Source organism: Ruegeria sp. C9 (assembly GCF_056537585.1).
The window spans coordinates 530,716-553,960 of the sequence record NZ_JBQFRU010000001.1; the positions used below are offsets into that span (position 1 = coordinate 530,716).

The window sequence follows — 23,245 nt, forward strand, 5'->3', positions numbered from 1 at the left end:
CGCGTCAGATGTGACATAGCTCGATCCTGATCACAGTGGACATGTGCATTGCAAAAGATCAAATCAAAATTTGCGGCCGTATTGAGTGATTCCGTCCTGTGGCGACTGCTCTCCGAAAATATGCGCGAGCAAGCGGTCCCTTATACAATCGCGATCATCGCGATGGTATTTGTTGCGGCAACCACTGCAGGTATCGCCTTTATCATGCGTGATGTGGTGGATTCGCTGTTTGACAGTGAAAACTCAGCCAAGATTTTCGGCGTTTCGATGGCTGTATTCTCGATCTTCCTGGTCAAAGGGATTGCGACTTACGTCCAGATTGTGGCTCTGACCCGTGCCGGTAACCGGATCGTCTCGAAACAGCAGATCAAGCTTTACGACAAACTTTTGCGGCAAGGGGTGTCATTCTTCAATTTGACCGAAAGCTCGGATCTGTTGTTGAAGGTGACACAAACCGCCCAGGCTGCGCGCACGGTGATCGAGATCATGGTGACCACGGCGGTGCGCGATATGCTTACATTGATTGGTCTTTTGGCCGTGATGTTCTACCAGCAACCGATCTTGTCTTTGTTTACGCTTATCGTCGGCCCTTTGGCGATCTTGGGTGTTCGCATGCTGCTTCGCAAAGTGCGAGAGATTGCGGATATGGAGCTGCAATCGATGGGCGCGATCATGAAGGTCATTCAAGAAACCTCGGCTGGTATACGTGTGGTCAAGTCCTTCGGATTGGAAGAGCGCATGGCCCTCGAAATGAATTCGGCGGTGAAAAGCGTTGAGAAGCGCCGCAACAAGCTTGCGCGTTTGCAAGCTGCGACGAGCCCGCTGACGGATATCCTGGCCGGGTTTGCAATTGCCTCGGTCATCGGGTTGAGCGCTGGTAAGCTGTTTGGCGCTGCAGCGTCCACTCCGGGTGAACTGATGTCGTTCGTGACCGCTGTGATGATGGCCTATGAGCCCGCGAAGCGCCTGACGAAGGTGCGGGTGAAGATGGAGCTGGGTCTGCGCCGGGTGCAGATGTTGTTCAATATGTTGGACGAGCCTGAAACTCTGCCGGAAGAGGCCAATCCCAAAAGCCTGCCTGATGGTCCGCGAGAGGTGGTGTTCGACGCCGTCACTTTCGGCTACCGTCGTCGCGATCCGATCCTGAAAGGGCTTTCGTTGACGTTCGAAGCTGGCAAGACCACCGCTCTGGTTGGTCTGTCCGGCGGCGGCAAGTCGACCATTTTGAATTTGGCCCTGCGCCTTTATGACCCGAGCAGTGGTTCGGTATCGATCGATGGTCAGGATATCAAGTACGCCTCGTTCAAATCACTGCGCCAGAACATGTCGTTCGTCGGGCAAGAGACGTTTCTGTTTTCGGCCTCAATCGCCGACAACATCCGTTTTGGCCGTGAGGGTGCCTCGCAAGACGACGTGATCGAGGCTGCCAAGGCCGCGAATGCCTATGACTTCATCATGTCGCTTGAGAAAGGCTTTGACACTCTGGTTGGTGAAAATGGTGCCTTCCTGTCCGGTGGTCAAAAACAGCGCCTTGCGATTGCGCGCGCGCTTCTGCGCGACAGCCCGATCCTGCTGCTGGACGAACCAACTAGTGCGCTGGACTCGCGGTCGGAACATCTGGTTCAGGAAGCCTTGGGCCGCCTGACCGAAGGGCGTACGACAATCATCGTGGCTCACAGGCTTTCAACCATCATGCATGCGGACAAGATCGTGGTGATTGAGGCTGGTGAAGTTCTTGAGCAGGGCAGCGCCCAACAGTTGCTGAAGAAACCGGGGCCATTCAAAACCCTGTATGACCATCAGTACTCGAACGCCGTCAATGCCGAATGATCCCGACGTGATCCAACGGCCTGACATTACACCGGCGCGTTCGTCCCTGAGCGCGTCAGTGATCATCCCGACCTATCAAAGCTGGGACCAATTGCAGCTTTGTCTGGATGGGCTCGCCTCTCAGACACTGAACACAAACCAGTTCGAGATACTTGCAGTCAACAATGACCCGACCGACCCCATGCCCAACGGGTTTCGCCTGCCCGCCAACGCCCGCATTCTAAGTGAGGCAAAACCCGGCTCATACGCAGCGCGCAACCGAGGAATCGAAGAAGCCGCCTCGGAGCTGCTGTTTTTCACCGACTCCGATTGTCAGCCTGACCCGCTCTATCTAGAGGCCGGGTTGAAAATAGCCGAAGACCACCCCGAGGTTAATCGCTTTGGCGGCAATGTTGTGCTGATCCCGAACGGGCAGGATTGGAAGACGACCGAACTCTATGATGTTCATTTGGGGTTAGAGCAAAAAAAATGGGTGGAACGGGGGCGTGCGGTTACGGCCAATCTGATCGTACGGCGGGAGCTTATGGATCGCATCGGTCGGTTCAACGACACGGTGTTGTCCGGCGGGGACATGGAATGGAATGATCGTGCTCAATCTGCGGGCGAAGCGATTGTGTTTGCCGAAGACGCCATCGTCCGTCATCCGGCGCGCGACAGTCTTGAGGATCACATCACCAAAGCCCGTCGTATTGAGGGGGCTAGGCTGCGCCGCAATGCCAAGCGCGGCATCGTAAATTACATCCCGCCTGTGCAGAAATTGATCCCTTCCTTCAAGACGTTGAAAAACCTTCTGAGGAATCAGAATCTGTCAACCAAACAGGCTTTTGGTGTGTGGGGCGTTCACTATGTGATCCGCGTTGCAAAGATTACGGAAACCATTCGGCTTCTCTGGCTGCGGAGGCCTGACCAGCGGAAGTAGTGGCCACTGGCAATGATAAACCACCTTCAGACCATGACTCTACGCGTTCTGGTTCGGCTTAATTCAAGTTGATCCTTACGGTAGGACTCTTGGACAAGTGACTGCGGCACACTCTGCGTTCGCCGCTCGACCAATTAGCTTTGTTTAACATGGCGCTCTGGAAATCAATGTACTCTAGCTTTGAGCTCTTTCATCACAGCTGGTGGCACGATTAAAGTCGATCTCCGCGTTCGTGTATATTGATGTTCAGTACTTTGTTCATATCTGATCACGCTGATCCAGGTACCGATTGCACAGGGCATTGACTGTTGCGTGCAGGATGATGGTAAGTAGCGCCAACACGATTAGCGCGGCGAACATCAGGTCGGTTTTGGCACGGCCATTGGCCAGCAACATCAGATATCCCAGCCCACGCGACGCTCCGACCCATTCACCGATGACGGCACCGATCGGGGCATAGACGGCAGCCAGACGCAGGCCGCTGGCAAATCCGGGCAGAGCAGATGGAATACGGATGTGCCACATTACTCGGGCAGGTGACGCCCCCATGACCCGAGCCAGATCCAGCCAGTCGCGATTACTGCGCATCAGTGCATCAAAGAAAGACGAAGTAACCGGGAAATAAATGATCAGCAGCGCCATGGCGATTTTGGCCTCGAGCCCGAAGCCAAGCCACAGGGTCAGAATCGGTGCGAGGGCAAAGACGGGGATGGTCTGGGAAAACACCAAAATTGGTCGCACCAGCGCGCGTGCTAGCGGTGAGGCGGCAAGGCCGATGGCCGACAGCCCGCCCAGCACTGCGCCAAGGGCCAGCCCGATCAGCACTTCGGTCGCGGTGACCAGTCCATGTTCCAGCAGAAGGTTGCGGCTGTTCCAAATGGTTTCGGAAACCAACGCTGGCGGGGGCAAGATAAAACGCGGCAAGCCGGTGGCCCAGACCACCAGTTGCCAAAGCGACACTGCCACTGCGGCTGCAGCGATTCCTGCAGGCCAACCTGTCATCGGGCAACCGGGAATCCTGCCCATGCGGCATCGAAAAAGGCGCGCTCTAGGGCCACGGCTTTTTCGAAGGTGGCGGCAACCTCGGCCTGCGCCTGGTCCGAAAGGGTCGGCCAGATCGCATCCAATTGCTCACGCAGATAGGCCACCACACTTTCGAACCCGTCGCCGGAGTGCAGGGTGATCCATTCACCCAGCCAGAACGGCAGATTATCGGCGCGGTTTTCGACCGGGCTAGCCCAATCCAGATAGACCCATTCCGCGACGACCAAGACCGCCAGCATCCGCTCATAACGCCCTGATGCACGAGCCTCGTCCATCAGGGCTTGAAACGCCAGTGTTTCGGGTGCGGCTTCGCTTGCCTGCGGCACATCCAGCGCGCTGAATGCACGCAGGAAGTACGTGTTCTCTGGCCCGCAGATCTGGCCCAGAAAGCGCGCGCCCGGCACAGCATCGGCGAGGTTGGGTGCATGCGCCACTGCTGAGGCCAGCAGCCGCACAAAGCCTTCCACGAAAAGGTAATCCTGCTGTAAATAGCCAGCCATTTTGTCGTGATCGAGCATTCCGGTTGCCAGCGCATTGGTAAAGTCATGTGTCGTGGCCGCTGTCCAGTCGTCCTGGTTCAGCGCCCTGAGAGTTTCGCTTGCGCTCATCTGTCCGTCCCGAGTTGTTGAAGCAGCGCGGCCTGGATGCGCAGCACGCCCGGATCATCAACAGGGCGCGGGATACTGCCCATTGGAGTTTCGACCGGGTGCAGCCCGTCGCGCGTCATGATCATGATGTTCTGCCCCAGCCGCGCCGCTTCGGCCGGGTCATGGGTGATAAGCAGCACCGTACGTCCCTTCAGCAGCTGTGCGGTGAGGTCCTGCATCTGCACCCGTGTCAGGGCATCAAGGGCAGAAAAAGGTTCGTCCAGCAGCACAATGGGGCGGTCTTCCATCAGGGTTCGGGCCAAGGCAACGCGCTGTCTTTGCCCACCGGAGAGCTTGTCCGGTTTCTTGCCCAGATGTGTGCCTAGCCCAACTTGCTCCAGTACCTGCTCGGCCCGGCCCCGATCGAATTTCTCGCCGCGCAATCGGGCCCCTATTGCCACATTGTCGAGCGCTGATAGCCAAGGCAGCAACAAATCACTCTGCGCCATTAGGGCCACCCGCCCAGTCAGCGCGCCACCGTCCGAGGCCCAGATTTCACCGTTCAAAGAAACATGGTCTCCCAGTCCGGCCAGCAGCTTGAGCACTGTGGATTTGCCCACACCACTGGCCCCCAGAAGACAGGTCCACCGCCCTGCATCAAGTCGCAGATCAATGCCGCGCGCGATGGATGTGTCGCCAATCGACAGTGATCCGCGCAGATATAGGGCAGGGGCCGGGCTCATGGCTGCGATGCCATGCCCCAAAAGCCGACCTCAAGCTCGGTCGCCTTGTGGAAGCGGTCGCAAAGATTTGCCCAACGTGGGCAGTTTTGCGGGTCATCCCCGATGCGCCGCGCTACCACGCCATCGATCAGCGCGCCAACATCGCAGCAGACCTGTTGGTAATCTTCCCCGCCATAAGTGTTGATCCAATCGGCATAGGTTTCCGAGGTCTTTGTCGCCGAAAGCTCTGCCCCAATCTCACCATAGCCCATGACGCAGGGGGCCAGTGTGGCCAGCAGATCAAGCATATCCCCTGAATGCCCGGCATCCAGCACATAGCGTGTATAGGCAAGATTAGCCTGACGCTCTTGCGTTGCAATAAGTTCTTCCTCGGAAATCCCAGCCTTGGCACAGATGCCGATATGCAGGGCAAGCTCGTCATTGATCAGTGCATTCACAGTCCCCGCGGCGAGGCGCATATCCGCGACGGTCTCGGCCTTGGTCACCACCAGCGCCCAAGCGCGGGCGAAATGGATCAGAAAGACATAATCCTGCTTGAGATAGTGCAGAAACGCTGCGCGCGGGAGGGTTCCATCACCCATGCCCCGCACGAATGCGTGGCGGGTATAGGCAGGCCAGGTTTCCCCGGCCGCCGCTCGCCACGCCTCAAATGAGGTGCCGTAGTTCATTGTGCCCCCAGATCGACCGCGATTTTCGATACTGGGCGGGTGCCCTCGACCAGGCCGCTTCTGGCCAGAAATTCCTCGAAGCGGATATAGCGGCCTTCGTCCAGCGCCTCAGGACGCAAGGCAAAGCGGGGTAGGGTGTCGACCCAGGCCTTTGCATTCAGCTCGTCGTCCAGCTCTTCCGCGTAGCTTTTGAAAGCCTCCCAGCTTTCATCCGGGTTGTTGACGATGTATTGCGTGGCCAGCTCGGTGGCGCGCAGGAAGCGGCGCACCTTGTCTTTGTCCATCAGCTCGGGGTTGGCGACATAGATCAGCTCGTCATATGTCGGCACGCCTTCTTCTTCGACATAGAAGCATCGGCCTTCGACGCCTTCGATTTCCATCTGGTTCAGCTCAAAATTGCGATAGGCACCGATCACCGCATCGACCTGCCCGGACATGACCGAGGGGCTGAGCGAGAAGTTGACGTTGATCATCTCGATCTCGTCCAGCGCGACGCCGTGCTTACCCAACATGGCACTCAGCACCGCTTCTTCCACTCCGGCAACCGAGAACCCGATCTTGCCGCCCTTTAGCTGGCTGATCTCTTGGATCGGGCCGTCCTTTAGTGTCAGAAGACAGCTGAGTGGCGTTGCCACAAGTGTACCTACGCGCATCAGCGGCAGACCTTCGGCTACCTGGAGGTGCTGGTTTGGTTGATAGCTCACGGCGATGTCACCCTGCCCGGCGGCCACCAGTTTCGGTGGGGCCGAGGGATCAGCAGGCGGCACAATCTCGACCTCAAGATTCTGGTCTGCGAAATAACCTTTTTGCTGCGCTACGATGATCGGACCGTGATCAGGGTTTACGAACCAATCCAGCAGCAGAGTCATCTTGTCTTGTGCCAGCGCCGGTGTAGCCATCAGCATCGCCGCTACGGTCAGAAAATGTTTCAATTCGGTTTCCTCGTTTCAGTTGTTGTCACCTAGGGCCAGAAGTTTGATTTCGGGCCCGTTTTTCGTGGAAATCCGCATCGCCGCCTGCCAGGCCCGAAGACCGGAACGGCAGGCAAGGATGAGGCGTCTGTTGTTTTGCAAAAGGGGGTCACGCGGATCGATTTCATCGACACTGAGGCGCCGAGCCCCGGCCAGCTCCGGGCCAGTTTCATCTGCGGCGCGTAGGTCGATTACCAGATCGTCGGCCCGAAGCATTTCGCGCGCTATGAAGTCCGGCTCTGGTGCAGGATCCGGTGCGCCGTCAAAGCGAAAACCGCCAAAGCGCATGCTGGTGGCCTCATAGGTCACCAGACGCCCCATTGGCGTAAGGTCCCCGCTCAGCACCGCAACCGCGATCTGCGCTTGCAGACTGCCGATCATACCCACCGTCGGGCCAAGCACGCCATCGGCGTCACAGGAAACCAGCCTTGCAGGCAGATCCGGGAACAGCGCGCGCAGACCCGGAGCCTTGTGGCAGAAGCCCCCGACATAGCCCTCCGAGCCCACCACGCTGGCGCTGATCAGCGGCAAATCGGCAGCAAGGCAAACATCCGAGGCCACATAGCTGGCGGCAAAACTGTCGGCGCAATCCAGCACCAGATCGACGTCCTGACAAAGTTGCTGGGCATTGGCCGGATCAAAGCGGGTTTCGACCGGTTCGATCCGCACCTCATCATTCAGCGCCATCATTTCACGCGCTGCCACCTGCACTTTGGGCTGCCCAATGTCGCGTTCGCGGAACAGCGTTTGGCGGTGCAGGTTCGACAGGCTTATCTTATCAGCATCAACCAAGCGGATGCGGGCCACACCGGCCCCAGCCAGATATTGCAGTACCGGTGCGGCAAGCCCTCCTGCGCCGATCACCAGCACATGCGCGGTGCGCAGGCTTTCCTGCCCCGACGCGCCAAAGCTAGGTACAGCAATCTGGCGGGCATAGCGGCTCATGGGCAGATCCTTAGCCATTCGCGTACACGGGCCTCTGGGTCGTCCTTCAAGGTGATGTCGGTCACGGCGGACACGATGTCGGCCCCGGCGGCGAAAGCACCCGGCGCGCGCTCGACCGACATGCCACCTATCGCCACAAGCGGAATAGGTCCGATCCGCGCCTTCCAGTCGGTCAGCTTTTCGACACCCTGCTGGTGCCACTTCATCTTCTTGAGGATGGTCGGATACACCGGCCCAAGCGCCACATAGTCCGGCTGCAAAACCAGCGCACGCTTAAGCTCTGCTTCGTCATGGGTTGAGACGCCAAGTTTCAACCCGGCGGCCCGGATCGCGTCAACATCAGCGGTGTCCAGATCTTCCTGCCCCAGATGCACCCAGTCGCAGCCAAGCTCAATCGCCAGTTCCCAATAGTCATTGACCACCAACAGCGCGCCGTGGTCGCGGCACAAATCCCGCGCCTCCGCCAACTGCGCGCGCACCGCATCCAGGGGATGTTCCTTGATGCGCAGCTGCACCAACCGCACCCCGAATGGCAGCATTCGGCGCAGCCATGAGATGTCATCGAATATCGGGTAGAACGAAGGCAGCGTCACAGCATGGCCTTTCCGAAAACAGGGGTAGAAGGCGAGGCCATGTCGCGTGGTTCCATCGCATCGGCACCGAAGGCCAAGGCCCCCGCTTCGACCGCGCGGGCAAACGCTTCGGCCATCGCCGCCGGATCACCTGCCTTAGCGACCGCCGTGTTCAGTAACACCGCGTCATAGCCGATTTCGATGGCATGTGCCGCCTGTGATGGCAGGCCCAACCCTGCATCAACCACAAGAGGCATCTCGGGAAAATGAGCCCGTACCGAGCGCAGGCCGTAAAGGTTGTTCAGCCCCAGTCCGGTGCCGATCGGCGCCCCCCAAGGCATCAACACACGACAGCCAGCCTCGATCAGTTTCTCACACAGCACCAAGTCTTCAGTGCAATAGGGGAAGACGTCGAACCCTTCGTCGGCAAGGATGCGCGCCGCCTCCACAAGGCCGAACGGGTCGGGCTGCAGTGTATCGGCATGGCCGATCACTTCAAGCTTGATCCAGTTGGTCTCAAACAGTTCGCGCGCCATCTGCGCCGTGGTGACCGCTTCGCGTACCGAGTGGCACCCGGCGGTATTGGGCAACACCGCGACACCCAAATCACGGATCAGAGACCAGAAATCCTGCCCGGCCCTTTCACCACCCGCCTCGCGACGCAGCGACACCGTGGCAATGCCTGCGCCCGAACGTCGAAACGCATCGGCGAGCACTGCGGGCGACGGATACTGCGCGGTGCCCAACATCAGGCGCGACGCTATTTCCTTGCCGTAGAATTCCGGCATGTCAGCCCCCCTGCCGCGGCGAAACCAGCTCGATCCGGTCCCCATCGGAAAGCATTTGCGCCGCACGTGTTGATGCCGGAACGAACACCTCGTTCACCGCCGTGGCCAGTTTGTCATTGCCTTTGCCTAGTTCGATCAGAAGATCGGCAAGGCTGGGGCCCTTGGCCTCGACGGCCTCACCATTCACCATCAGTTTCATGTGGTTCTCCCCAGTGTTTTGTGTGCGATTTTCGTGTTTTGGCAGTTCTCGTACCAAAGCGCGGGCTGCGTGCCGCAGGTCACCAGATCTGCCACCATCCCCGCCAACGCCGGAGCAAGCAGATAGCCATGCCGGAACAGCCCGTTCACCATGATGCGATCTTCGAAATGGCGGATGCGCGGCTGATTGTCCGCGAAGGCCGGGCGGGCATCGACGCCAATTTCCAGCAGCTCGGCCTCACCAAATGCCGGGTGCAGCGCATAGGCCGCATTCATTAGTTCCATCACGGATCGCAGGTTTGCGCGGGTGCGCTGCCCACTTTCGATCTGGGTTGCGCCCAACATGAATACGCCATCGCCGCGCGGTACGATGTAGAGCGGGAAACGAGGATGCAGCAGCCGCACGGGACGCGATAGCGACAGGTCCGGGCAGCGCACGATGAGCATCTCACCCTTTACCCCGCGCAAATCGCTCAGCCGATCCTGCGCGGCCAGACCACGGCAGTCGATGACCTGACCCAGCGTTTCGCTTGTGGTCAGAAACTCAACGCCCGAGGCCACCAGCTGCGCATGCAACCCGGTCAACATCGGGCGGGGATTGAGATGCGCTTCACTCGCGATGAACAACGCCTTGCCGAATTGCTCGGCCAGATGTGGCTCATGGAGGGCGATGCCCTCACGGTCCAGCCATTCCACACCTTCGGTGCGCCGTGCAAATGTCACCAGCTCGCTCTGATCCCGACCCAAAGCGACAACCATGGTACCGTTCCGGATCACATCCTGGCCGAACTGCGCCCCTTGCTTTTGCCACCAATCCGCTGCTTTGCGCCCGTGTTCCACAACGGGCTGTTCGGCGACAGCGCCCTCGCATTCCGGTGCCAACATGCCCCCGGCCCACCAGCTGCAGGAATGCGTATTCACGGGACCTGCCGGGTCGATCATCCGTACGGAAACACCGCGTGACACCAGCTCGGCTGCAACGCAAAGCCCGGCAACCCCTGCACCCAGTATGGTGACAGCGCTCATGCCCACATCTCGTGAAAATGATGCACCGGGCCGTGGCCTTGTCCAATCTCCAACCCGTCGGCACGTTTTATTGCAGCGTGCAGCCAGCCATGCGCCCGCCGCACCGCAGTCTCAAGATCCATGCCCCGCGCAAGGCAGCCCGCAATTGCTGCGGAATAACTGCAGCCAGTACCATGCGTGTTGCGGGTCGCGATCCGCGGTGCCCCCAGCGTGACAACCAACCCTGACTTTGCCAGCACATCAAGGCACTCAATGCCATCGGCATGGCCGCCCTTGATCAGAACTGCCTTAGGACCTAGCGCCAGCAACGGCGCAACCAGTCCGGCACTTTCGCCTTTATGGGTTTGTCCCAGCAGCTTGTCCGCCTCGGGCAGGTTTGGTGTCAGCAGGTCAGCGTGCGGCAGAAGATACTGCTTAAGCGCGGCAATCGCTTGATCCTCAAGCAGGGCGACCCCGGATTTCGCCACCATGACGGGGTCGAGGACGACAGGTCCGGAAAAACCTCCCAATGCACGGGCCACTGTTTCGACCATTGATGGCGTGCCCAGCATTCCGATCTTGATGGCGTCTATGCGGATGTCGTCCAGGACCGCCTTGATCTGAGCCGCGACCACATTGTCGGGTACCGGATGTACTGCGGTCACGTCACAGGTATTCTGCGCGGTTATCGCGGTGACTACGCTGCAACCGAACACGCCCATTGCGCCGAATGATTTGAGATCCGCCTGAATGCCCGCGCCGCCTCCGCTGTCGGAACCGGCAATCGTCAATGCAGTCGCAACCATGGCACATCCTTCGTTGTCATGGTCAGGATGTGCGTGGAAAGACCCAGAGCCTGCGTAGTGACACGAGTTGTGACACGGGGCGCCCGGTATGCCTGTTTCCTCCGCCGGTCCTAACCGGGTCAGGTTCAATGGGTTTGCATGTCTGCATCTCAGCCCCGAGGGGCACCCCAACAGATGGTTACCGATTATTGATGAGATCAGGTCTCGTCAACAGTTTTGTTGCACACCGTATGATGGGTGCGGCTTCGCTTTGAGCTTTGCAGTTAACTCGGGGTGTCGCCGGTGTCGCAAAATGGTGGTGTTTCCAGATGCTATGACCGGAAAACGGCACAATAAGACAGGGACACCCAGCGCCGACATCGTGGTCGTTGACCCAGCCCCGCGATCCGAGATTGAAGGCAGAAACAGTTCTTTGAGGTCCTGTCACAAGTTCCCGTCCGCAGATGCACATAGTTGCAACGAATAAATTGCTATGGGCAAATTCTGGTCACAAGTCGGCTAAACGTTTCATTTCAGGGCGCTCAACTGCCTTGGCCAATTCGCATAGTTCGAAAATGCTCGTCTCAATGACGCGGTTCAGCCAAGATCTCGTGTGCAGGTCCAAACAACCCTCCAGGACAAATCGTCCAGCCGTAGAAAACCCGCGTTCGAAAGAATCCTTTTACAGGCCCGGACACCTTTGTGCCCATAAATGAGGCGATGGAATTCAATAACAATGGCTCGAATGCCCGACAGGTCCGCATTCCTCAAGAAATCCAGTTCCGCCCCCTCAATATCCATCACAAGAACCGTCGGAGCGAACTCTCGTTTCACCGCTTCGAAGTCCGCTTTAGCTACGCGCACTGATGTTGTTGATTCACCTTCATTATCAAAAACTGAAGACCCTAGATATGAAGCGTCAATATGAAACGGAATAGAGTCGGGATCCTTTGGATTGGCGCTTAGTATCGCATTCCGGACTTCGATCCGGTCTGAAAGCCCATTTAGGGCATGTAAACGACGGATGTGTGGAATTAGATTTGGATTGGCTTCAAAACTGAGAATAGCCTCTGGTTTGTTCTCGAGCGCGACAACACCACTCACGATACCCAGCCCGGCGCCCATTTCCAGAATACGATCCTCAGGTTGAACGACGCTCAAAGCGCCATCCATTTCCCAGCTTTCATAATTGTCCTGCTCGATCAGATTTATAATCGTTTCGTCCAGAAATGGCGATGAAGGTATCTTCAATCCACGGTACTGGATCGCAACATCAGGGTTCGTTTCGGTCATTCTTGCTCCATTCCAAGGATGAGCGGTCGGTAGAGCATGTTTTGCATAAGGTCAGACTATTTGCATCAAACATCATGTCGGTAATCTCGCATAGAGGTCCGACATATTCATCTTCAGAACATCGTTGAACCACTCAACCGACAAGTCAAACTCGTGGTCAGGATAATAGGAATCCAAACCCCGGAAAGGGCGGACCTGCACATCATCGAGAAGACCATGACCCCTTAGTCTTTCTTCGGTGTCCTTGTCGTATTTTCGGATAATGTCATGAAGCTCTTGAACAGCATTCAAAGAAGATGAATTTTTCAGGAATTGGACCTGTTCATAGCGGAAATCGTTGCCGCCCTTGGGTGATTCATATGTTCCCATATCATGATATCTCAGCAATTTGAGCATCCAGTGAATTTCGGTCAGTCCGTCAAAGTGACAAATGACCGATTGTTGAGAAACATGTCGCTTGATGTTGCCTCTCCACCGCTGTGGTGCATGAACACCTAACTTGATGTTCTTCCCCGTTCGGGTGGCGCTTTTTCCGAAACGATGCGCACAAAATCCTCTGTCGCTGTACTTGAGTCGTTCTTCTCCGAATAAGCTTCGGGCGACATAGCCGCGGGTGTGCTTAGGCTTCAGCATAAGACCACCAAAAAGTCCGGGTGTGGTGTCCTCGGTCGAAAACACGCGCTCGCCATTAGGAATTGAAATCGTATCAACATCCGAGGGCAGGTCAGCAAGCTCTTGCGCAAAATCATCGGCTTGCAGATACTCGTCTGCATCGAGGAAAAGCATCCAATCGACCGTTGCTTCTCGATAGGCTTTTGTCGCTATCAGTCTTTGGCGTCTGAAACTGTTTTCTGGATAAGCACAGTCCCAGTTTCTTCGAAAAAACGTGTCATCCATCACTTCAACGCGACAGTTCGGTATCTGAGCCAGAAGTTGCCGCGCTTTCGGATCATCACCATCCAGAAAGATAAAGATCTCTTGCGCGCCGAGTGACGCATAATAGGAAGCAAATATAGCCACCAGCTCTGGCGGCTCTTTGACCATGGTAACGACACCCCAGGTGGCCATCTTCAAAGGAGTCCTGTGTTTGGGAAGAGCCAAATTCGCTGATTGCACGTCTTTAGAGTCACCGGCTTCCTCTATTGCCCAGTAAGTCTGGATTTGTGGCAACCTTGATCGGTGAATTTTCCGCCTTAAGCAAGAGCATCCTGAGGTCTTATTGGACGATCCGATTTAAGACAGTTTGGGTGATCTTGCGACCTTTGTCGGGGAGGACTGAGAAAACTGGACCAAAGTTGAGGTAACCAAACAATTACCGCTTATTGCGAGCCCCTAAAGTTTGATCGTTACCGCTCGTTCTTTTTCGCGAAACACAAAGGTGCGAGAATTCTGACTAACGGACCTGCGCTACAGACAGTTCATATTGGACGGTTGGGTCACCATCACGATTGCGCTTGTATCGGGATCATTAAACCAGTGGATCGAATACCGGAGCCATGCTAATGCGGAGCAAGCGAAAAATATAACGGGCATTGATCCAGCATGGAAATTTCTCCAGTAATTTCATCGTTTTGGCATGGATCCAGTCTGACTTTTTTCGAGCAACTCTGCCTCAAAAGCTTTGTGGATCACGGCCATAAGGTCAAGTTGTACTCTTTGAATGAAATCACGAATACGCCACCGGGCGTTGAAAATGCGGATGCACGTATTTTCTTACCTGACCACCTAAAAATATGGCGAAACGAAAAGCGAAACAGCGCTTATGCCCCGTTGTCGGATTTTTTCAGGATCAACATGCTTCGGGAATCCGACGAAATCTGGATGGATTGCGATATGTTGTGTATGCAGCCGATCCCCGACATTCCGTATATTTTCGCAAAAGAGAAACGCTATTATAACAATGCGGCTCTCCGGCTGCCGCACAGTTCTCCAACATTGCAGGGTATGCATGACTTTATGAACGGGTCTGAGATCGTGATCCCCAATGACTGGCCGTGGAAAAAAAATATTGATGTTTCCATCGGCAAGTCCAATGAAGACGGCTCTTTCTCGGTACCGTTGGAAAACCTGTCGCAGCTGCCATTTTATACGTTCGGGCCTCAGGCTATCTCTTATTTTTTGGGCAAAAACGGTGAAGTTAAACACGCCCTGCCACCCGAGTCATTCTATTCCCAAGAACCTACGGCCATGCGCTTGAATTATTTCCGGCCGCGGTTTTCCCGCATATCGCTCGATGAAAACGCGTTGGGGGTTCATCACATTGGCGGCTCAAGCATGCGCAAGAAATACAATATGGATGGTGGGTTTCCTTTGCCGCATCCCAACAGCCAGGTCGCCAAGCTATGCAAGAAACATGACATCGATCCCTCTAAGGCGATGCCACAGGATGTGCTGAAGTCTGTTGACCAAGATTAAAGTGTCTGGGCAAGTCAAAAGCGCCAGTCTGTGTCCAAGTTTCGGACGATCGCAATCAATAACACTAGGGTTCATCTGCTAACATCGTAGTGCCAAGTTGTATGGCGGACGGTTTCCCAACCGGCCATTGCATTGAGTACAACGGACAACAACTTGGCAATCAAAGTAATGGCGGTCGCTGCAGGCAAGGATGATAAACTGCGACACTGTCAACATATTCGATTGTCCTTCTGCGGATGGAGCCTTTACTTTTTCTGGCGTAGAAATTTCACTACGATTACTTGCAGCGGCGCAGGTACGGCCATATCAGAATACTGGGGTGAATAGGGCCGAATGTTATGAAGCCCGAACACAGATCTTGGATTAATCTGGGGTCCAGTTTATGGGATAGGCGAATGTCAAAGAAGCTGGCTACAGATCACAAGGATATTCGCCGATCATCTATCCCGGCCTTTAACACCAGAAGACCGACTAAAAGCATGTCTTTGTCGACCCGGTCGCTCTGACCGGGTGTGAACAAAGATGTCTACGCTTAACGATAATGATCTGAACCAACCTCCTCAGCCTGATCAAGGATGGTCACGTGAACTTGTTGCACTTGAGCGGGCTATCGTGGTTCCGCCCGCAGTCTCCGATACGGTGCAGGAAGCCGGTGTTCTGACTGAAGACCGGGAATATTGCGCGCATGGGGCGCTTTGGCGGGGAAAGCGTGCCATGACCACCCAACCGGTATCGCCAACAGACCCTTTGCCGCAATTGTCGGGTCGCTGGCTTTATGCCGGGCTGTTATGGGTACACTTTGGTCATTTCCTGGCTGAAAGCACCGCACGTCTTTGGCCGCTGCCGGCAATCGCGAAGGATATTGATGGGGTCCTCTTTACCCCCAAGCGACCCGCCAATGGGGATGAAACACGCCCTATGCAGCATAATTTTTTTACGCTTCTGGGTATTGATCTTCCAATCAAAGTGGTGACCGAGCCAACTCAGATAGAACATCTGCATGTGCCCGGTCAGGGGTTTGGGCTGGGTCCGATTGTGGCGGGAACGCCTGAATATCGTGCCTTGATCCATCAAAATTTTGGCGCCGACGTTCCCCCTGATGGGCCGGAGCGGCTTTATATCTCGCGCGCAGGTCTTGGAATACGGCGGGGTGGCGTTATCGGAGAAGAGTTTCTCGAAGAGAATTTGCGCCAGAACGGGTACGAGATTTTCTATCCGGAACAACACCCGATGGAAAAGCAGATCGCGCGTTACAAAGCCGCCCGTCAGATCGTTGCACTAGACGGGTCGGCACTGCATCTTTTTGCTCTGGTAGGCCGTCCAGATCAGCAGGTTGCAATGATCCCGCGCCGCACTTCTTCGGTGCATCACAATATCTCAGCTCAGCTAGCGGCCTTTTGCGGGCAAGAGCCTTTAGTCGCCAATGCCATTCGCACTGATTGGGTATTGGCTTCGCGCGGTCGCCCCAACCGCCATTCACTTGGAGAGCTTGACATGTCCAGATTGCATAAAATGCTTGCCGATGCAGGATTTGTCTCACCTGATCTGGCCTGGGAAGAAATGTTCTGGCGGCAGCGGCGGCGAACCATCCGAAAACTGGAAAAAGCCCTTGGCGACCAGCTGGTTCCCATCCATCAAGAGCCCGCTGACTAATGCAGCTAATCCTGGATATACGCGACACAGCTCGGGATCAGGCGCGCCAAGCCAATGGGGTTGCGTCTGTTTTGAGTATCGATAATGCAGGTTTGCAGCAGCAACTGGTTACGTTTGCGCAGATTACGCGGCGAAGACGTGCAAAGGCCGAGCCGCCCGAATTTTTGCCCGCACTCGCCAGTGCGATTGCTAATGAGCGACCGCGGTTCATGCTTTTGGCCATGCCAGGGCTAGCAGAAAACCTCACCACGGAAGTCTCTGTTGGTCGAGTCCACGAAGCTTTGGGGCAATTGGCGGCCGACATCCTGATTTTGACTGATCTTGATTCAGGATCTGATCGCGCCAGAATTTGGGCCACACAATTTGGTGCAGATGCGATAGCTAACCGGATTGAATGGCCAGATGATCTGACTGCGCAGCCTCCTGCATTCTCTACCCTGGCCTCCTCTGCAAAAGAAGAATCCACTCCAAAAGAAGTGCTGCCATTTGCCCGTCGCTTCTTGCCGCGCAATGACCTTACAAGTTTTGACGAAAGTCGACCCATGGGTGACACGGTGCCGGTGGACCACAGGCCGCCAGAGGGTACCAGCGGCACGGTGCTGATCGGTTGCATGAAAAACGAAGGCCCTTTCCTATTGGAATGGATTGCATACCACCAATCGATCGGTGTGCATCACTTTGTTATCTATACCAATGGCTGCGAGGATGGCACGGATCTGATGCTGGATGCGCTGGCCAAAACCGGTCTGGTCACGCATGTCGACAACAACAAATGGAAGGGCAATTCCCCGCAACAGTGGGCTCTGAACCAGTCTGCAAAGCTCAAGGTGGTCAAACGTGCCGATTGGGTTATCCATATTGATGTGGATGAGTTTATCAACATCCGCTTTGGTAACGGGACACTGCCGGAACTTTATAAGCGCCTGCCCGAGGGGGTCAGCAATATTGCCATGACCTGGCGGCAATTTGGGTCGGCCGGGATAAAGACCTACGAGGACAGGCCGGTCATTGCGCAATTTGACCGATGCGCTCCGTCATATCTGCCCAAACCGCATACCGCTTGGGGCTTCAAGACCGCCACCAGGAATATTCGTGCCTATCGTAAACTAAGCTGTCACCGGCCAAATAAGCTGAAAGAAGCAAAAGCCGAACAGGTGCTATGGGTCAATGGATCGGGTCAGGATATCACGCACAAAGTGGCAAAGAATGGTTGGAGGTCCGATATCAAGACCATCGGCTATGAGCTGGTCCAGCTAAACCACTACGCACTAAGATCTGCGCAGTCTTTCTTGGTCAAGCGTCAACGCGGACGGGCCCTGCATGTGGATCGCACTGTCGGGCGCAACTACTGGATACGGATGGATTGGAACCAGTATCAGGACGTCACTATCCAACGCAACTTGGCCAGATTGTCAGTGGCGATGGAAGCGTTGCTAGCCATTCCCCAGATTGCGCGGCTACACGAAAAAGCTGTTGCCTGGCACCAGGCTAAGATTGAGTTTTTGATGGATGAGCCCGAGTTTCGCGACCTTTATGACGAGATCACCGGCATCGAACTTGAGGATTTGCAACGGATCCGCGCCATCATAGATGCGGATATGCATAGCTGACTTGTCCTGCCGCGACGAACCGATTCTTAGAACGGCCCGGCTGTCGCAGATAGCGTGCGGCTTGATATTCATTCGCCAACTAAAAGACCGCCGATGACCAAAAGTTGGCGAATAACCCTTCAAAGTCTTAGCGAGAGACATGACATGCCGCCATCCAGCTTGGCGCAATCGGTGTTGTCAATTTCTACGATCTCATACCCTTCACGATCCAATATGTCTGCTGTGCGTGAGAAGCCAGCAGCCATCAGCACCAGATTGTTGAAGCGGATTGCGTTGGCAGCAGCTTCTTCCCCATCAGCAACATGAAGCACTCGGTAGCCCTCAAAGCAGCCTGATGCATCAAGTCTTCGGGTAGACAGGATTGTTTCGGCATCCATCAGTGAACAATCTGTCTTGAAGTGCAAAACGCCTTCCGGTGTAAACACTTCGCGCAGTTTGTGGCCCCACGCGGAGGTGATTTTAGACAGCTCGGCGACACCTTCAGCGTCAGTGCGGTCTGATCTGCCCACCAAAATTTCGCGACCGGTTACAAGAATATCTCCGCCCTCGATATGGCCGGGGCCGTTGATTTCCAGAACCGTCTCGTAGCAAGCGCGAAGATTTGGCGCCATTTCTGCCACCTCACCCATCCGCGATGGTGCGCCTGGGCGCATCAGCACAGCGCCTTGCGGCAGGCAAAGGGCCGTATCTTCGACAAACTGTGCGTCGGGGAACGCGTCAAGGGGATCAAGTTCGATCACTTCAGCCCCGGTGCTTTTCAGTGCAGCCACGTAAGCCTTATGTGCCGCCATCATCCCTTCGAAATCGGGGTTTCCAATATCCTTTGCACGCAAACCGCCAGCAATGGTCGCAGCCGGGCGGCGGGTGATGGCGCGGGAGAACTCAAAGGTCGGGTCTGACATGTTTCAATCTTTCTGAGGTTCACATTTCGGAGCGATGACTTCGATCATTGCAGGCCCATCTAAAGCGACAGTTTCGCGCAACGCCTGCGCGACAGCCTGTGGTTCGGCCGGAACCTTGGTGAATGGAATGCCAAAAGACTTGGCTGATGCAGAAAAATTCGGGGGCGAAGGATCACAACCTATGACGGTCACACCCACATCCCGCATCGACGCGGCAATTTCCTGGTATCCATGATTGTTCCAGATCACGAAGGTGACCGGCAGGTTTTCATCTGCTGCGGCCATGATTTCAGGCAATGAAAACTGTGCACCTCCATCGCCGACAATGCAGATCGCCCTTGCAGTCGGATCGGCGATCGACGCGCCGATGGCAGCGGGTATCCCGTAGCCGAGCGCGCCATATCCCGTTGCAGCGTTGAACCAACCCCCGGCCCGGTCGTGGTCATAGAAAAGATTGCCGGCATAAATTGGTTGGGTTGAGTCTCCGACCATCAGTGCATTCGGAACTGCCGAGCGAATGGCGTTCAGGATTTCGACCTGATGGCGATAGTCCGGACCTATTTCCTCCCAGGCGGCGCGGCGTGTTTTGCTGGCGCGCTCGGCACCGTCGTCTTGCTTGGCCTCATTGGACAATGCCCCAAACAGCGCCGGTACAACCAAATTAACGTCACCTTGAATGGTAAGCGCTGCCTCATGTCGCGCCAGTTGATCGCTGCAGCGATCTACCCGGATCAGGCCTGACCTTCCTGCTATTTGCTCGGTGGCGTACATGTCATAGTCGGTTGGCCCCAATTCGGTTCCCAAAGCCAGAACGCAATCAGCGCTTTCTATCAGCTCGCGTACTGCTTTGAGGCTGGGGCTGGCCGGAACGGTCAGTGGATGTCCGTGCATCAGGCCCCGTGCGTTGACGGTTTGCACGACGGGGGCATCGAGAGTTTCAGCCAATGTCTGTAAATCGGTTTCAGCTTGTTTCGCGCCGCCACCCGCCAGAATGACAACTCTATTTGCTTCAGCCAGTTGCCTTGCCGCTTGTGAGATTAAGTCTGGATTGACCGGGGGTGCTGGATCGAGCGTCTCGACTGGTGTTTTTTGATATTTTTCTGCTGCTACATCCAACGGGACCTCTATATGCACCGGCCCTGGGCGACCGTTGGTAAGGTCGTGAAAAACACGGTCCAAGACCGGGTCCAGAGCGTTGGTGTCGGGAACTTGTTCTGACACCAACGCAACTGTTCTGGCCAGCCCCAGTTGGTCTGGCAATTCATGCAGATGTCCCAAGCCCTTGCCAAGTGAAGCGGTTTTATTGACACCAGAGACCACCAACATCGGAATTGAATCAGCGCGCGCCTGCGCCATCGGTGTCAAGGTGTTGGTCAATCCGGGGCCGGTGATCACAAAGGTCACACCCGGTTTCCCCGAAACACGCGCGTAGCCATCAGCCATGAAACCAGCACCCTGTTCATGCCTGGGCGTGATATGACGAATGCCCGAAGCTGCAAGACCGCGGTAAAGTTCGACCGTGTGAACGCCCGGAATTCCGAAGACGCAGGTCACATCTCTTTGGCGAAGCTTGGCAACCAAAGCTTCACCGATTGTCATTCCGCTCATGCAACCTCGCGTGATTTGCTGTTGGCGTGATCAATGATGCGAGAAACCGCTGTGGCAAAATCGGCGTCACTAATCGTCAGCGCGACCCGGACCCAGTCTTTCAGACCGTCGCCAAAGGCGGACCCTGGCATGACAGCCACCCCGGCCTGCAACAGATCCCACGCATAAGCTTCGCCATCAAACCCGGTGGCAGAAACGTTGATGAGGGCGAACATTCCCGCCTCTGGGCGATGAACCGTCAGATCCGTTTCTGCTTCAAGACGATCAGCCAGCAGGGTGGCGCGGCCAGAGAAACGAGCGGCCATGCCGGGCGCAACCTCGGACCCGTCGCGGATTGCCTTTTCGGTCATGTCCGCGATGAAGGGCTGATTGCCAAAGAGCATTGTTTCGGAATACGGCAGCAGCGCTTCACAAAACGCTGCTGGTCCGACACACCAACCGCTACGAAACCCTGGGGCAGCATGTGATTTCGAGATGGATGATACACCTATGACACGATCCGCCAGTTTCGGGTCAGCCAATGGTGAAGCAAATTCGGCCTCGTCAAAGATCAGTTCTTCATAGACCTCGTCCGAGATGATCCATAAATCGTGCGCCATGGCGAGCTGCCCGATTTCGGCAATTTCCGTGGTAGTCAGAATTGCACCTGTCGGGTTGTGTGGCGTTGTCAGAAGAATGGCGCGGCTGCGTGGAGTGATGCGTGCAGCAATATCTTCGGCTTGCATGCGAAACCCGTGCTCTGGCCGAAGCGGCACAGGCACCATATCCGCCCCGGATGCACGCACGACTCCTTCGTATGTCGCGTACATCGGATCACCAACCAAAACTTCGTCTCCGGCCTCTGCAATCCCGGACATCACTGCGAAAAGGGCGGTTTGCGTCCCGGGAAAGCACAAAAAGTTCTCGGGTCCGAAGGGCCGCCCACGAGAGGCTGAATAGCGAGCAGCAAGCGCGTCAAGCAGTCCGGCTTCACCGCGCCCGTTGGAATACCCTGTCCGTTGTGCCCGCAAGGAGGTTACGGTGGCTTCTACCAATGCGGCTGGCACGGGCACATCCGGTTCTCCAATCGTCATTTCGACGATATCCACTCCGGCTTTGATAAGGTCGCGTGCTTTCAGGTGTACACCCCATTTGGCACCACCCAACCCCGCTAAACGCTCAGTCACAGATGTGGTCTTCATGGCTGCTCCGCCTCTTTGTTCAATGGTATCGCTAAGATGGCGCTTACCGAGTCCAAGCCGATCTGCGCCAGTTGCCCTTCGGAAAACGCGTCCGGAAGCGCACCGCCTTCCAGCCAAAGGCCGTCGATTACCGCGTTGCAAGCAATGGCCAGTTGCGTTGCCTCCGTCGCAGCGACTGAACGTCCGGTTTCCTGCAATGCGGCGACGATCAGCTCCTCGAGGTGACCCCGGAAATAGTTATAGGTCTGCTGGTGAATGCGCTGCATTTTTGAATCATGTTGCACCTTGTTAAGAAAGCTGGCCCACAACGCCACGGCGCTTGGATCAACGATTGGTGGTCGTAGCGACGCGTCAACGAAGTTGGTCAACTGAGATACCGGGCTTCCCATTCCTGACGAAGCTGCTGTCTGATCGGTTAGCGTATTCATGTGGTGCTCATACGCCGCTTGAACCAACTCTTCTTTTGAAGAGAAATAATGACGGATCAACCCTTGGGTCACGTTCGCGCGGGCTGCAATCTCACGCACCGTGGCACCGCGGACGCCCATCTCGGCGATCAGGTCCAAAGTCGCCAATATCAGCGCCTCGCGCCGAAACTCAGCAGATTCACGTTTAAATTTGCGGCTGTCGTCCTGCACGTCAGTGTCATCCATGGCATGGAGTTATTATACACTTGCATAATTGCGAGATTCGAGGCTTACTGCAAGCTGAAATCAGAAGATTGTTGGATATGGACACAGCCGAAGCAGCATCACCCACACCCGAAGCCACTGCGTCCATTGAGGCGATAAAGATTGAGGACCTGCACAAATCCTTTGGTGCGCTAGAGGTCCTGAAGGGTGTCTCCCTGACTGCCAACAAGGGGGACGTTGTCGCAATCATCGGGGGGTCAGGCTCGGGCAAATCCACCATGCTGCGCTGTATCAACTTCTTGGAAACGCCGAGCTCGGGAAAAATCACCATAGGCGGTGAATTGGTTGAAATGCACGCCGATGGTAGCCCCGCGAACCGCCGCCAGATCGAGCGTATCCGAACGCGGCTGGCAATGGTTTTTCAGCAGTTCAATCTGTGGACGCATCGCACGCTTCTGGAGAACGTGATCGAAGTGCCGATACATGTCCTAAAGGTGCCAAAGGCAGAGGCTATCTCGCGGGCGCACGACCTGTTGAAAAGGGTAGGGCTTGGTGACAAGGCCGACACCTTTCCGGCCTATCTATCTGGCGGTCAGCAACAGCGCGCCGCCATTGCCCGTGCGCTTGCCGTAGATCCTTCGGTGATGCTTTTCGATGAGCCCACATCGGCGCTGGACCCCGAGTTGGTCGGCGAAGTTTTGAACGTGATCCGTGATCTCGCTGGTGAAGGACGCACCATGCTGCTCGTCACCCATGAAATGAAATTTGCGCGCGAAGTTGCCAGCCACGTTGTCTATCTTTTCGAAGGCCGCATTGAAGAGCAGGGTCCACCTGCCGAGGTCTTCGGTAATCCAAAATCAGAGCGGTTGAGGCAGTTCCTCAGCTCGGTCGCCTGA

23 protein-coding genes and 1 riboswitch are annotated in these 23,245 nt (G+C 56.0%); of the genes, 6 read left to right on the top strand and 17 right to left on the bottom strand.

What is annotated here, in order from left to right; genetic code table 11:
• Window positions 1–81 precede the first annotated feature (81 nt).
• Together ACR0NE_RS02440 and ACR0NE_RS02445 are read left to right on the top strand one after the other, a co-directional pair.
• On the top strand, window positions 82–1,830 hold the full coding sequence (locus ACR0NE_RS02440; RefSeq protein ID WP_480436466.1) for an ABC transporter ATP-binding protein: 1,749 nt from the start codon (window positions 82–84) through the stop codon (window positions 1,828–1,830).
• Window positions 1,820–2,749, top strand: a complete 930-nt coding sequence (locus tag ACR0NE_RS02445) for a glycosyltransferase (RefSeq protein WP_170596322.1) — start codon at window positions 1,820–1,822, stop codon at window positions 2,747–2,749. Before ACR0NE_RS02440 ends, ACR0NE_RS02445 begins: the two co-directional genes overlap by 11 nt.
• 258 nt (window positions 2,750–3,007) lie before the next feature.
• On the opposite strand, the gene ACR0NE_RS02450 is transcribed toward ACR0NE_RS02445, so the two are convergent.
• The 13 genes from ACR0NE_RS02450 to ACR0NE_RS02510 form a co-directional block, all read right to left on the bottom strand.
• A complete protein-coding gene (locus ACR0NE_RS02450; protein ID WP_170407462.1) occupies window positions 3,008–3,751 on the bottom strand; it encodes an ABC transporter permease in 744 nt (247 codons plus the stop codon).
• Window positions 3,748–4,401 (bottom strand): TenA family protein, encoded by a 654-nt coding sequence (locus ACR0NE_RS02455; RefSeq protein WP_170596320.1) that lies wholly within the window; start codon window positions 4,399–4,401, stop codon window positions 3,748–3,750. The genes ACR0NE_RS02450 and ACR0NE_RS02455 overlap by 4 nt, the downstream gene beginning before the upstream one ends.
• Entirely contained in the window at window positions 4,398–5,123 is a 726-nt protein-coding gene (locus ACR0NE_RS02460; RefSeq protein ID WP_170596318.1) for an ABC transporter ATP-binding protein, read from the bottom strand. Before ACR0NE_RS02460 ends, ACR0NE_RS02455 begins: the two co-directional genes overlap by 4 nt.
• Window positions 5,120–5,791, bottom strand: coding sequence for a thiaminase II (gene tenA / locus ACR0NE_RS02465; protein WP_170423092.1), 672 nt, complete (start codon window positions 5,789–5,791; stop codon window positions 5,120–5,122). The genes ACR0NE_RS02460 and tenA overlap by 4 nt, the downstream gene beginning before the upstream one ends.
• Complete coding sequence (locus tag ACR0NE_RS02470; protein WP_480459563.1) at window positions 5,788–6,696, bottom strand: ABC transporter substrate-binding protein; 909 nt, start codon at window positions 6,694–6,696, stop codon at window positions 5,788–5,790. Before ACR0NE_RS02470 ends, tenA begins: the two co-directional genes overlap by 4 nt.
• Window positions 6,697–6,738: 42 nt before the next feature.
• Window positions 6,739–7,707 carry a HesA/MoeB/ThiF family protein gene (locus ACR0NE_RS02475; protein ID WP_170596314.1) on the bottom strand — a complete coding sequence of 323 codons (969 nt, stop codon included), beginning with the start codon at window positions 7,705–7,707 and terminating at the stop codon, window positions 6,739–6,741.
• A complete protein-coding gene (locus tag ACR0NE_RS02480) occupies window positions 7,704–8,300 on the bottom strand; it encodes a thiamine phosphate synthase (protein WP_170596312.1) in 597 nt (198 codons plus the stop codon). Before ACR0NE_RS02480 ends, ACR0NE_RS02475 begins: the two co-directional genes overlap by 4 nt.
• A complete protein-coding gene (locus tag ACR0NE_RS02485; RefSeq protein WP_170596310.1) occupies window positions 8,297–9,067 on the bottom strand; it encodes a thiazole synthase in 771 nt (256 codons plus the stop codon). Before ACR0NE_RS02485 ends, ACR0NE_RS02480 begins: the two co-directional genes overlap by 4 nt.
• Before the next feature lies 1 nt (window position 9,068).
• A complete protein-coding gene (gene thiS, locus ACR0NE_RS02490) occupies window positions 9,069–9,266 on the bottom strand; it encodes a sulfur carrier protein ThiS (protein WP_170596308.1) in 198 nt (65 codons plus the stop codon).
• Entirely contained in the window at window positions 9,263–10,291 is a 1,029-nt protein-coding gene (locus ACR0NE_RS02495; RefSeq protein WP_170596306.1) for an FAD-dependent oxidoreductase, read from the bottom strand. Before ACR0NE_RS02495 ends, thiS begins: the two co-directional genes overlap by 4 nt.
• Entirely contained in the window at window positions 10,288–11,076 is a 789-nt protein-coding gene (thiD, locus tag ACR0NE_RS02500) for a bifunctional hydroxymethylpyrimidine kinase/phosphomethylpyrimidine kinase (protein WP_170596304.1), read from the bottom strand. Before thiD ends, ACR0NE_RS02495 begins: the two co-directional genes overlap by 4 nt.
• A 79-nt stretch (window positions 11,077–11,155) precedes the next feature.
• A riboswitch (TPP riboswitch) is annotated at window positions 11,156–11,256 on the bottom strand.
• 396 nt (window positions 11,257–11,652) lie between these two features.
• A complete protein-coding gene (locus ACR0NE_RS02505; protein WP_170407497.1) occupies window positions 11,653–12,348 on the bottom strand; it encodes an FkbM family methyltransferase in 696 nt (231 codons plus the stop codon).
• Window positions 12,349–12,420: 72 nt separating this feature from the next.
• Entirely contained in the window at window positions 12,421–13,416 is a 996-nt protein-coding gene (locus ACR0NE_RS02510; RefSeq protein WP_170596302.1) for a glycosyltransferase family 2 protein, read from the bottom strand.
• A gap of 588 nt (window positions 13,417–14,004) precedes the next feature.
• Here ACR0NE_RS02510 and ACR0NE_RS02515 point away from each other — a divergent pair.
• The 3 genes from ACR0NE_RS02515 to ACR0NE_RS02525 all read left to right on the top strand — a co-directional run bounded on the left by ACR0NE_RS02515 (window position 14,005) and on the right by ACR0NE_RS02525 (window position 18,026).
• Window positions 14,005–14,763, top strand: a complete 759-nt coding sequence (locus ACR0NE_RS02515; RefSeq protein WP_170596299.1) for a hypothetical protein — start codon at window positions 14,005–14,007, stop codon at window positions 14,761–14,763.
• Between the two features lie 522 nt (window positions 14,764–15,285).
• The gene (locus tag ACR0NE_RS02520; RefSeq protein ID WP_170596297.1) at window positions 15,286–16,416 is read left to right on the top strand and encodes a glycosyltransferase family 61 protein; all 1,131 of its coding nucleotides are present in this window, start codon (window positions 15,286–15,288) and stop codon (window positions 16,414–16,416) included.
• Between the two features lie 221 nt (window positions 16,417–16,637).
• The gene (locus ACR0NE_RS02525) at window positions 16,638–18,026 is read left to right on the top strand and encodes a glycosyltransferase family 2 protein (RefSeq protein ID WP_480459503.1); all 1,389 of its coding nucleotides are present in this window, start codon (window positions 16,638–16,640) and stop codon (window positions 18,024–18,026) included.
• A 119-nt stretch (window positions 18,027–18,145) separates the two neighbouring features.
• Here ACR0NE_RS02525 and ACR0NE_RS02530 read toward each other — a convergent pair whose 3' ends face one another.
• From ACR0NE_RS02530 to ACR0NE_RS02545, 4 genes are read right to left on the bottom strand one after another with little or no spacing between them, the layout of a single operon-like run.
• Entirely contained in the window at window positions 18,146–18,928 is a 783-nt protein-coding gene (locus ACR0NE_RS02530; RefSeq protein ID WP_170596293.1) for an arginine deiminase family protein, read from the bottom strand.
• Window positions 18,929–18,931: 3 nt separating this feature from the next.
• Window positions 18,932–20,536 carry a 5-guanidino-2-oxopentanoate decarboxylase gene (locus ACR0NE_RS02535; protein ID WP_170509397.1) on the bottom strand — a complete coding sequence of 535 codons (1,605 nt, stop codon included), beginning with the start codon at window positions 20,534–20,536 and terminating at the stop codon, window positions 18,932–18,934.
• Complete coding sequence (locus tag ACR0NE_RS02540) at window positions 20,533–21,717, bottom strand: pyridoxal phosphate-dependent aminotransferase (protein ID WP_170509399.1); 1,185 nt, start codon at window positions 21,715–21,717, stop codon at window positions 20,533–20,535. Before ACR0NE_RS02540 ends, ACR0NE_RS02535 begins: the two co-directional genes overlap by 4 nt.
• Window positions 21,714–22,370 (bottom strand): TetR/AcrR family transcriptional regulator, encoded by a 657-nt coding sequence (locus ACR0NE_RS02545; RefSeq protein WP_480459505.1) that lies wholly within the window; start codon window positions 22,368–22,370, stop codon window positions 21,714–21,716. The genes ACR0NE_RS02540 and ACR0NE_RS02545 overlap by 4 nt, the downstream gene beginning before the upstream one ends.
• A gap of 77 nt (window positions 22,371–22,447) precedes the next feature.
• Between ACR0NE_RS02545 and ACR0NE_RS02550 the strand changes: the two genes are divergently transcribed.
• Complete coding sequence (locus ACR0NE_RS02550; protein ID WP_170407522.1) at window positions 22,448–23,245, top strand: ATP-binding cassette domain-containing protein; 798 nt, start codon at window positions 22,448–22,450, stop codon at window positions 23,243–23,245.

Coding starts and splice junctions, on each gene's coding strand:
- ACR0NE_RS02445 (WP_170596322.1), top strand. CDS start 1,820: ATGCCGAATGATCCCGACGTGATCCAACGGCCTGACATTACACCGGCG.
- ACR0NE_RS02450 (WP_170407462.1), bottom strand. CDS start 3,751: ATGACAGGTTGGCCTGCAGGAATCGCTGCAGCCGCAGTGGCAGTGTCG.
- ACR0NE_RS02455 (WP_170596320.1), bottom strand. CDS start 4,401: ATGAGCGCAAGCGAAACTCTCAGGGCGCTGAACCAGGACGACTGGACA.
- ACR0NE_RS02460 (WP_170596318.1), bottom strand. CDS start 5,123: ATGAGCCCGGCCCCTGCCCTATATCTGCGCGGATCACTGTCGATTGGC.
- tenA (WP_170423092.1), bottom strand. CDS start 5,791: ATGAACTACGGCACCTCATTTGAGGCGTGGCGAGCGGCGGCCGGGGAA.
- ACR0NE_RS02470 (WP_480459563.1), bottom strand. CDS start 6,696: ATGCTGATGGCTACACCGGCGCTGGCACAAGACAAGATGACTCTGCTG.
- ACR0NE_RS02475 (WP_170596314.1), bottom strand. CDS start 7,707: ATGAGCCGCTATGCCCGCCAGATTGCTGTACCTAGCTTTGGCGCGTCG.
- ACR0NE_RS02485 (WP_170596310.1), bottom strand. CDS start 9,067: ATGCCGGAATTCTACGGCAAGGAAATAGCGTCGCGCCTGATGTTGGGC.
- thiS (WP_170596308.1), bottom strand. CDS start 9,266: ATGAAACTGATGGTGAATGGTGAGGCCGTCGAGGCCAAGGGCCCCAGC.
- ACR0NE_RS02495 (WP_170596306.1), bottom strand. CDS start 10,291: ATGAGCGCTGTCACCATACTGGGTGCAGGGGTTGCCGGGCTTTGCGTT.
- thiD (WP_170596304.1), bottom strand. CDS start 11,076: ATGGTTGCGACTGCATTGACGATTGCCGGTTCCGACAGCGGAGGCGGC.
- ACR0NE_RS02505 (WP_170407497.1), bottom strand. CDS start 12,348: ATGACCGAAACGAACCCTGATGTTGCGATCCAGTACCGTGGATTGAAG.
- ACR0NE_RS02510 (WP_170596302.1), bottom strand. CDS start 13,416: ATGGCCACCTGGGGTGTCGTTACCATGGTCAAAGAGCCGCCAGAGCTG.
- ACR0NE_RS02520 (WP_170596297.1), top strand. CDS start 15,286: ATGTCTACGCTTAACGATAATGATCTGAACCAACCTCCTCAGCCTGAT.
- ACR0NE_RS02525 (WP_480459503.1), top strand. CDS start 16,638: ATGCCAGGGCTAGCAGAAAACCTCACCACGGAAGTCTCTGTTGGTCGA.
- ACR0NE_RS02530 (WP_170596293.1), bottom strand. CDS start 18,928: ATGTCAGACCCGACCTTTGAGTTCTCCCGCGCCATCACCCGCCGCCCG.
- ACR0NE_RS02535 (WP_170509397.1), bottom strand. CDS start 20,536: ATGAGCGGAATGACAATCGGTGAAGCTTTGGTTGCCAAGCTTCGCCAA.
- ACR0NE_RS02540 (WP_170509399.1), bottom strand. CDS start 21,717: ATGAAGACCACATCTGTGACTGAGCGTTTAGCGGGGTTGGGTGGTGCC.
- ACR0NE_RS02545 (WP_480459505.1), bottom strand. CDS start 22,370: ATGGATGACACTGACGTGCAGGACGACAGCCGCAAATTTAAACGTGAA.
- ACR0NE_RS02550 (WP_170407522.1), top strand. CDS start 22,448: ATGGACACAGCCGAAGCAGCATCACCCACACCCGAAGCCACTGCGTCC.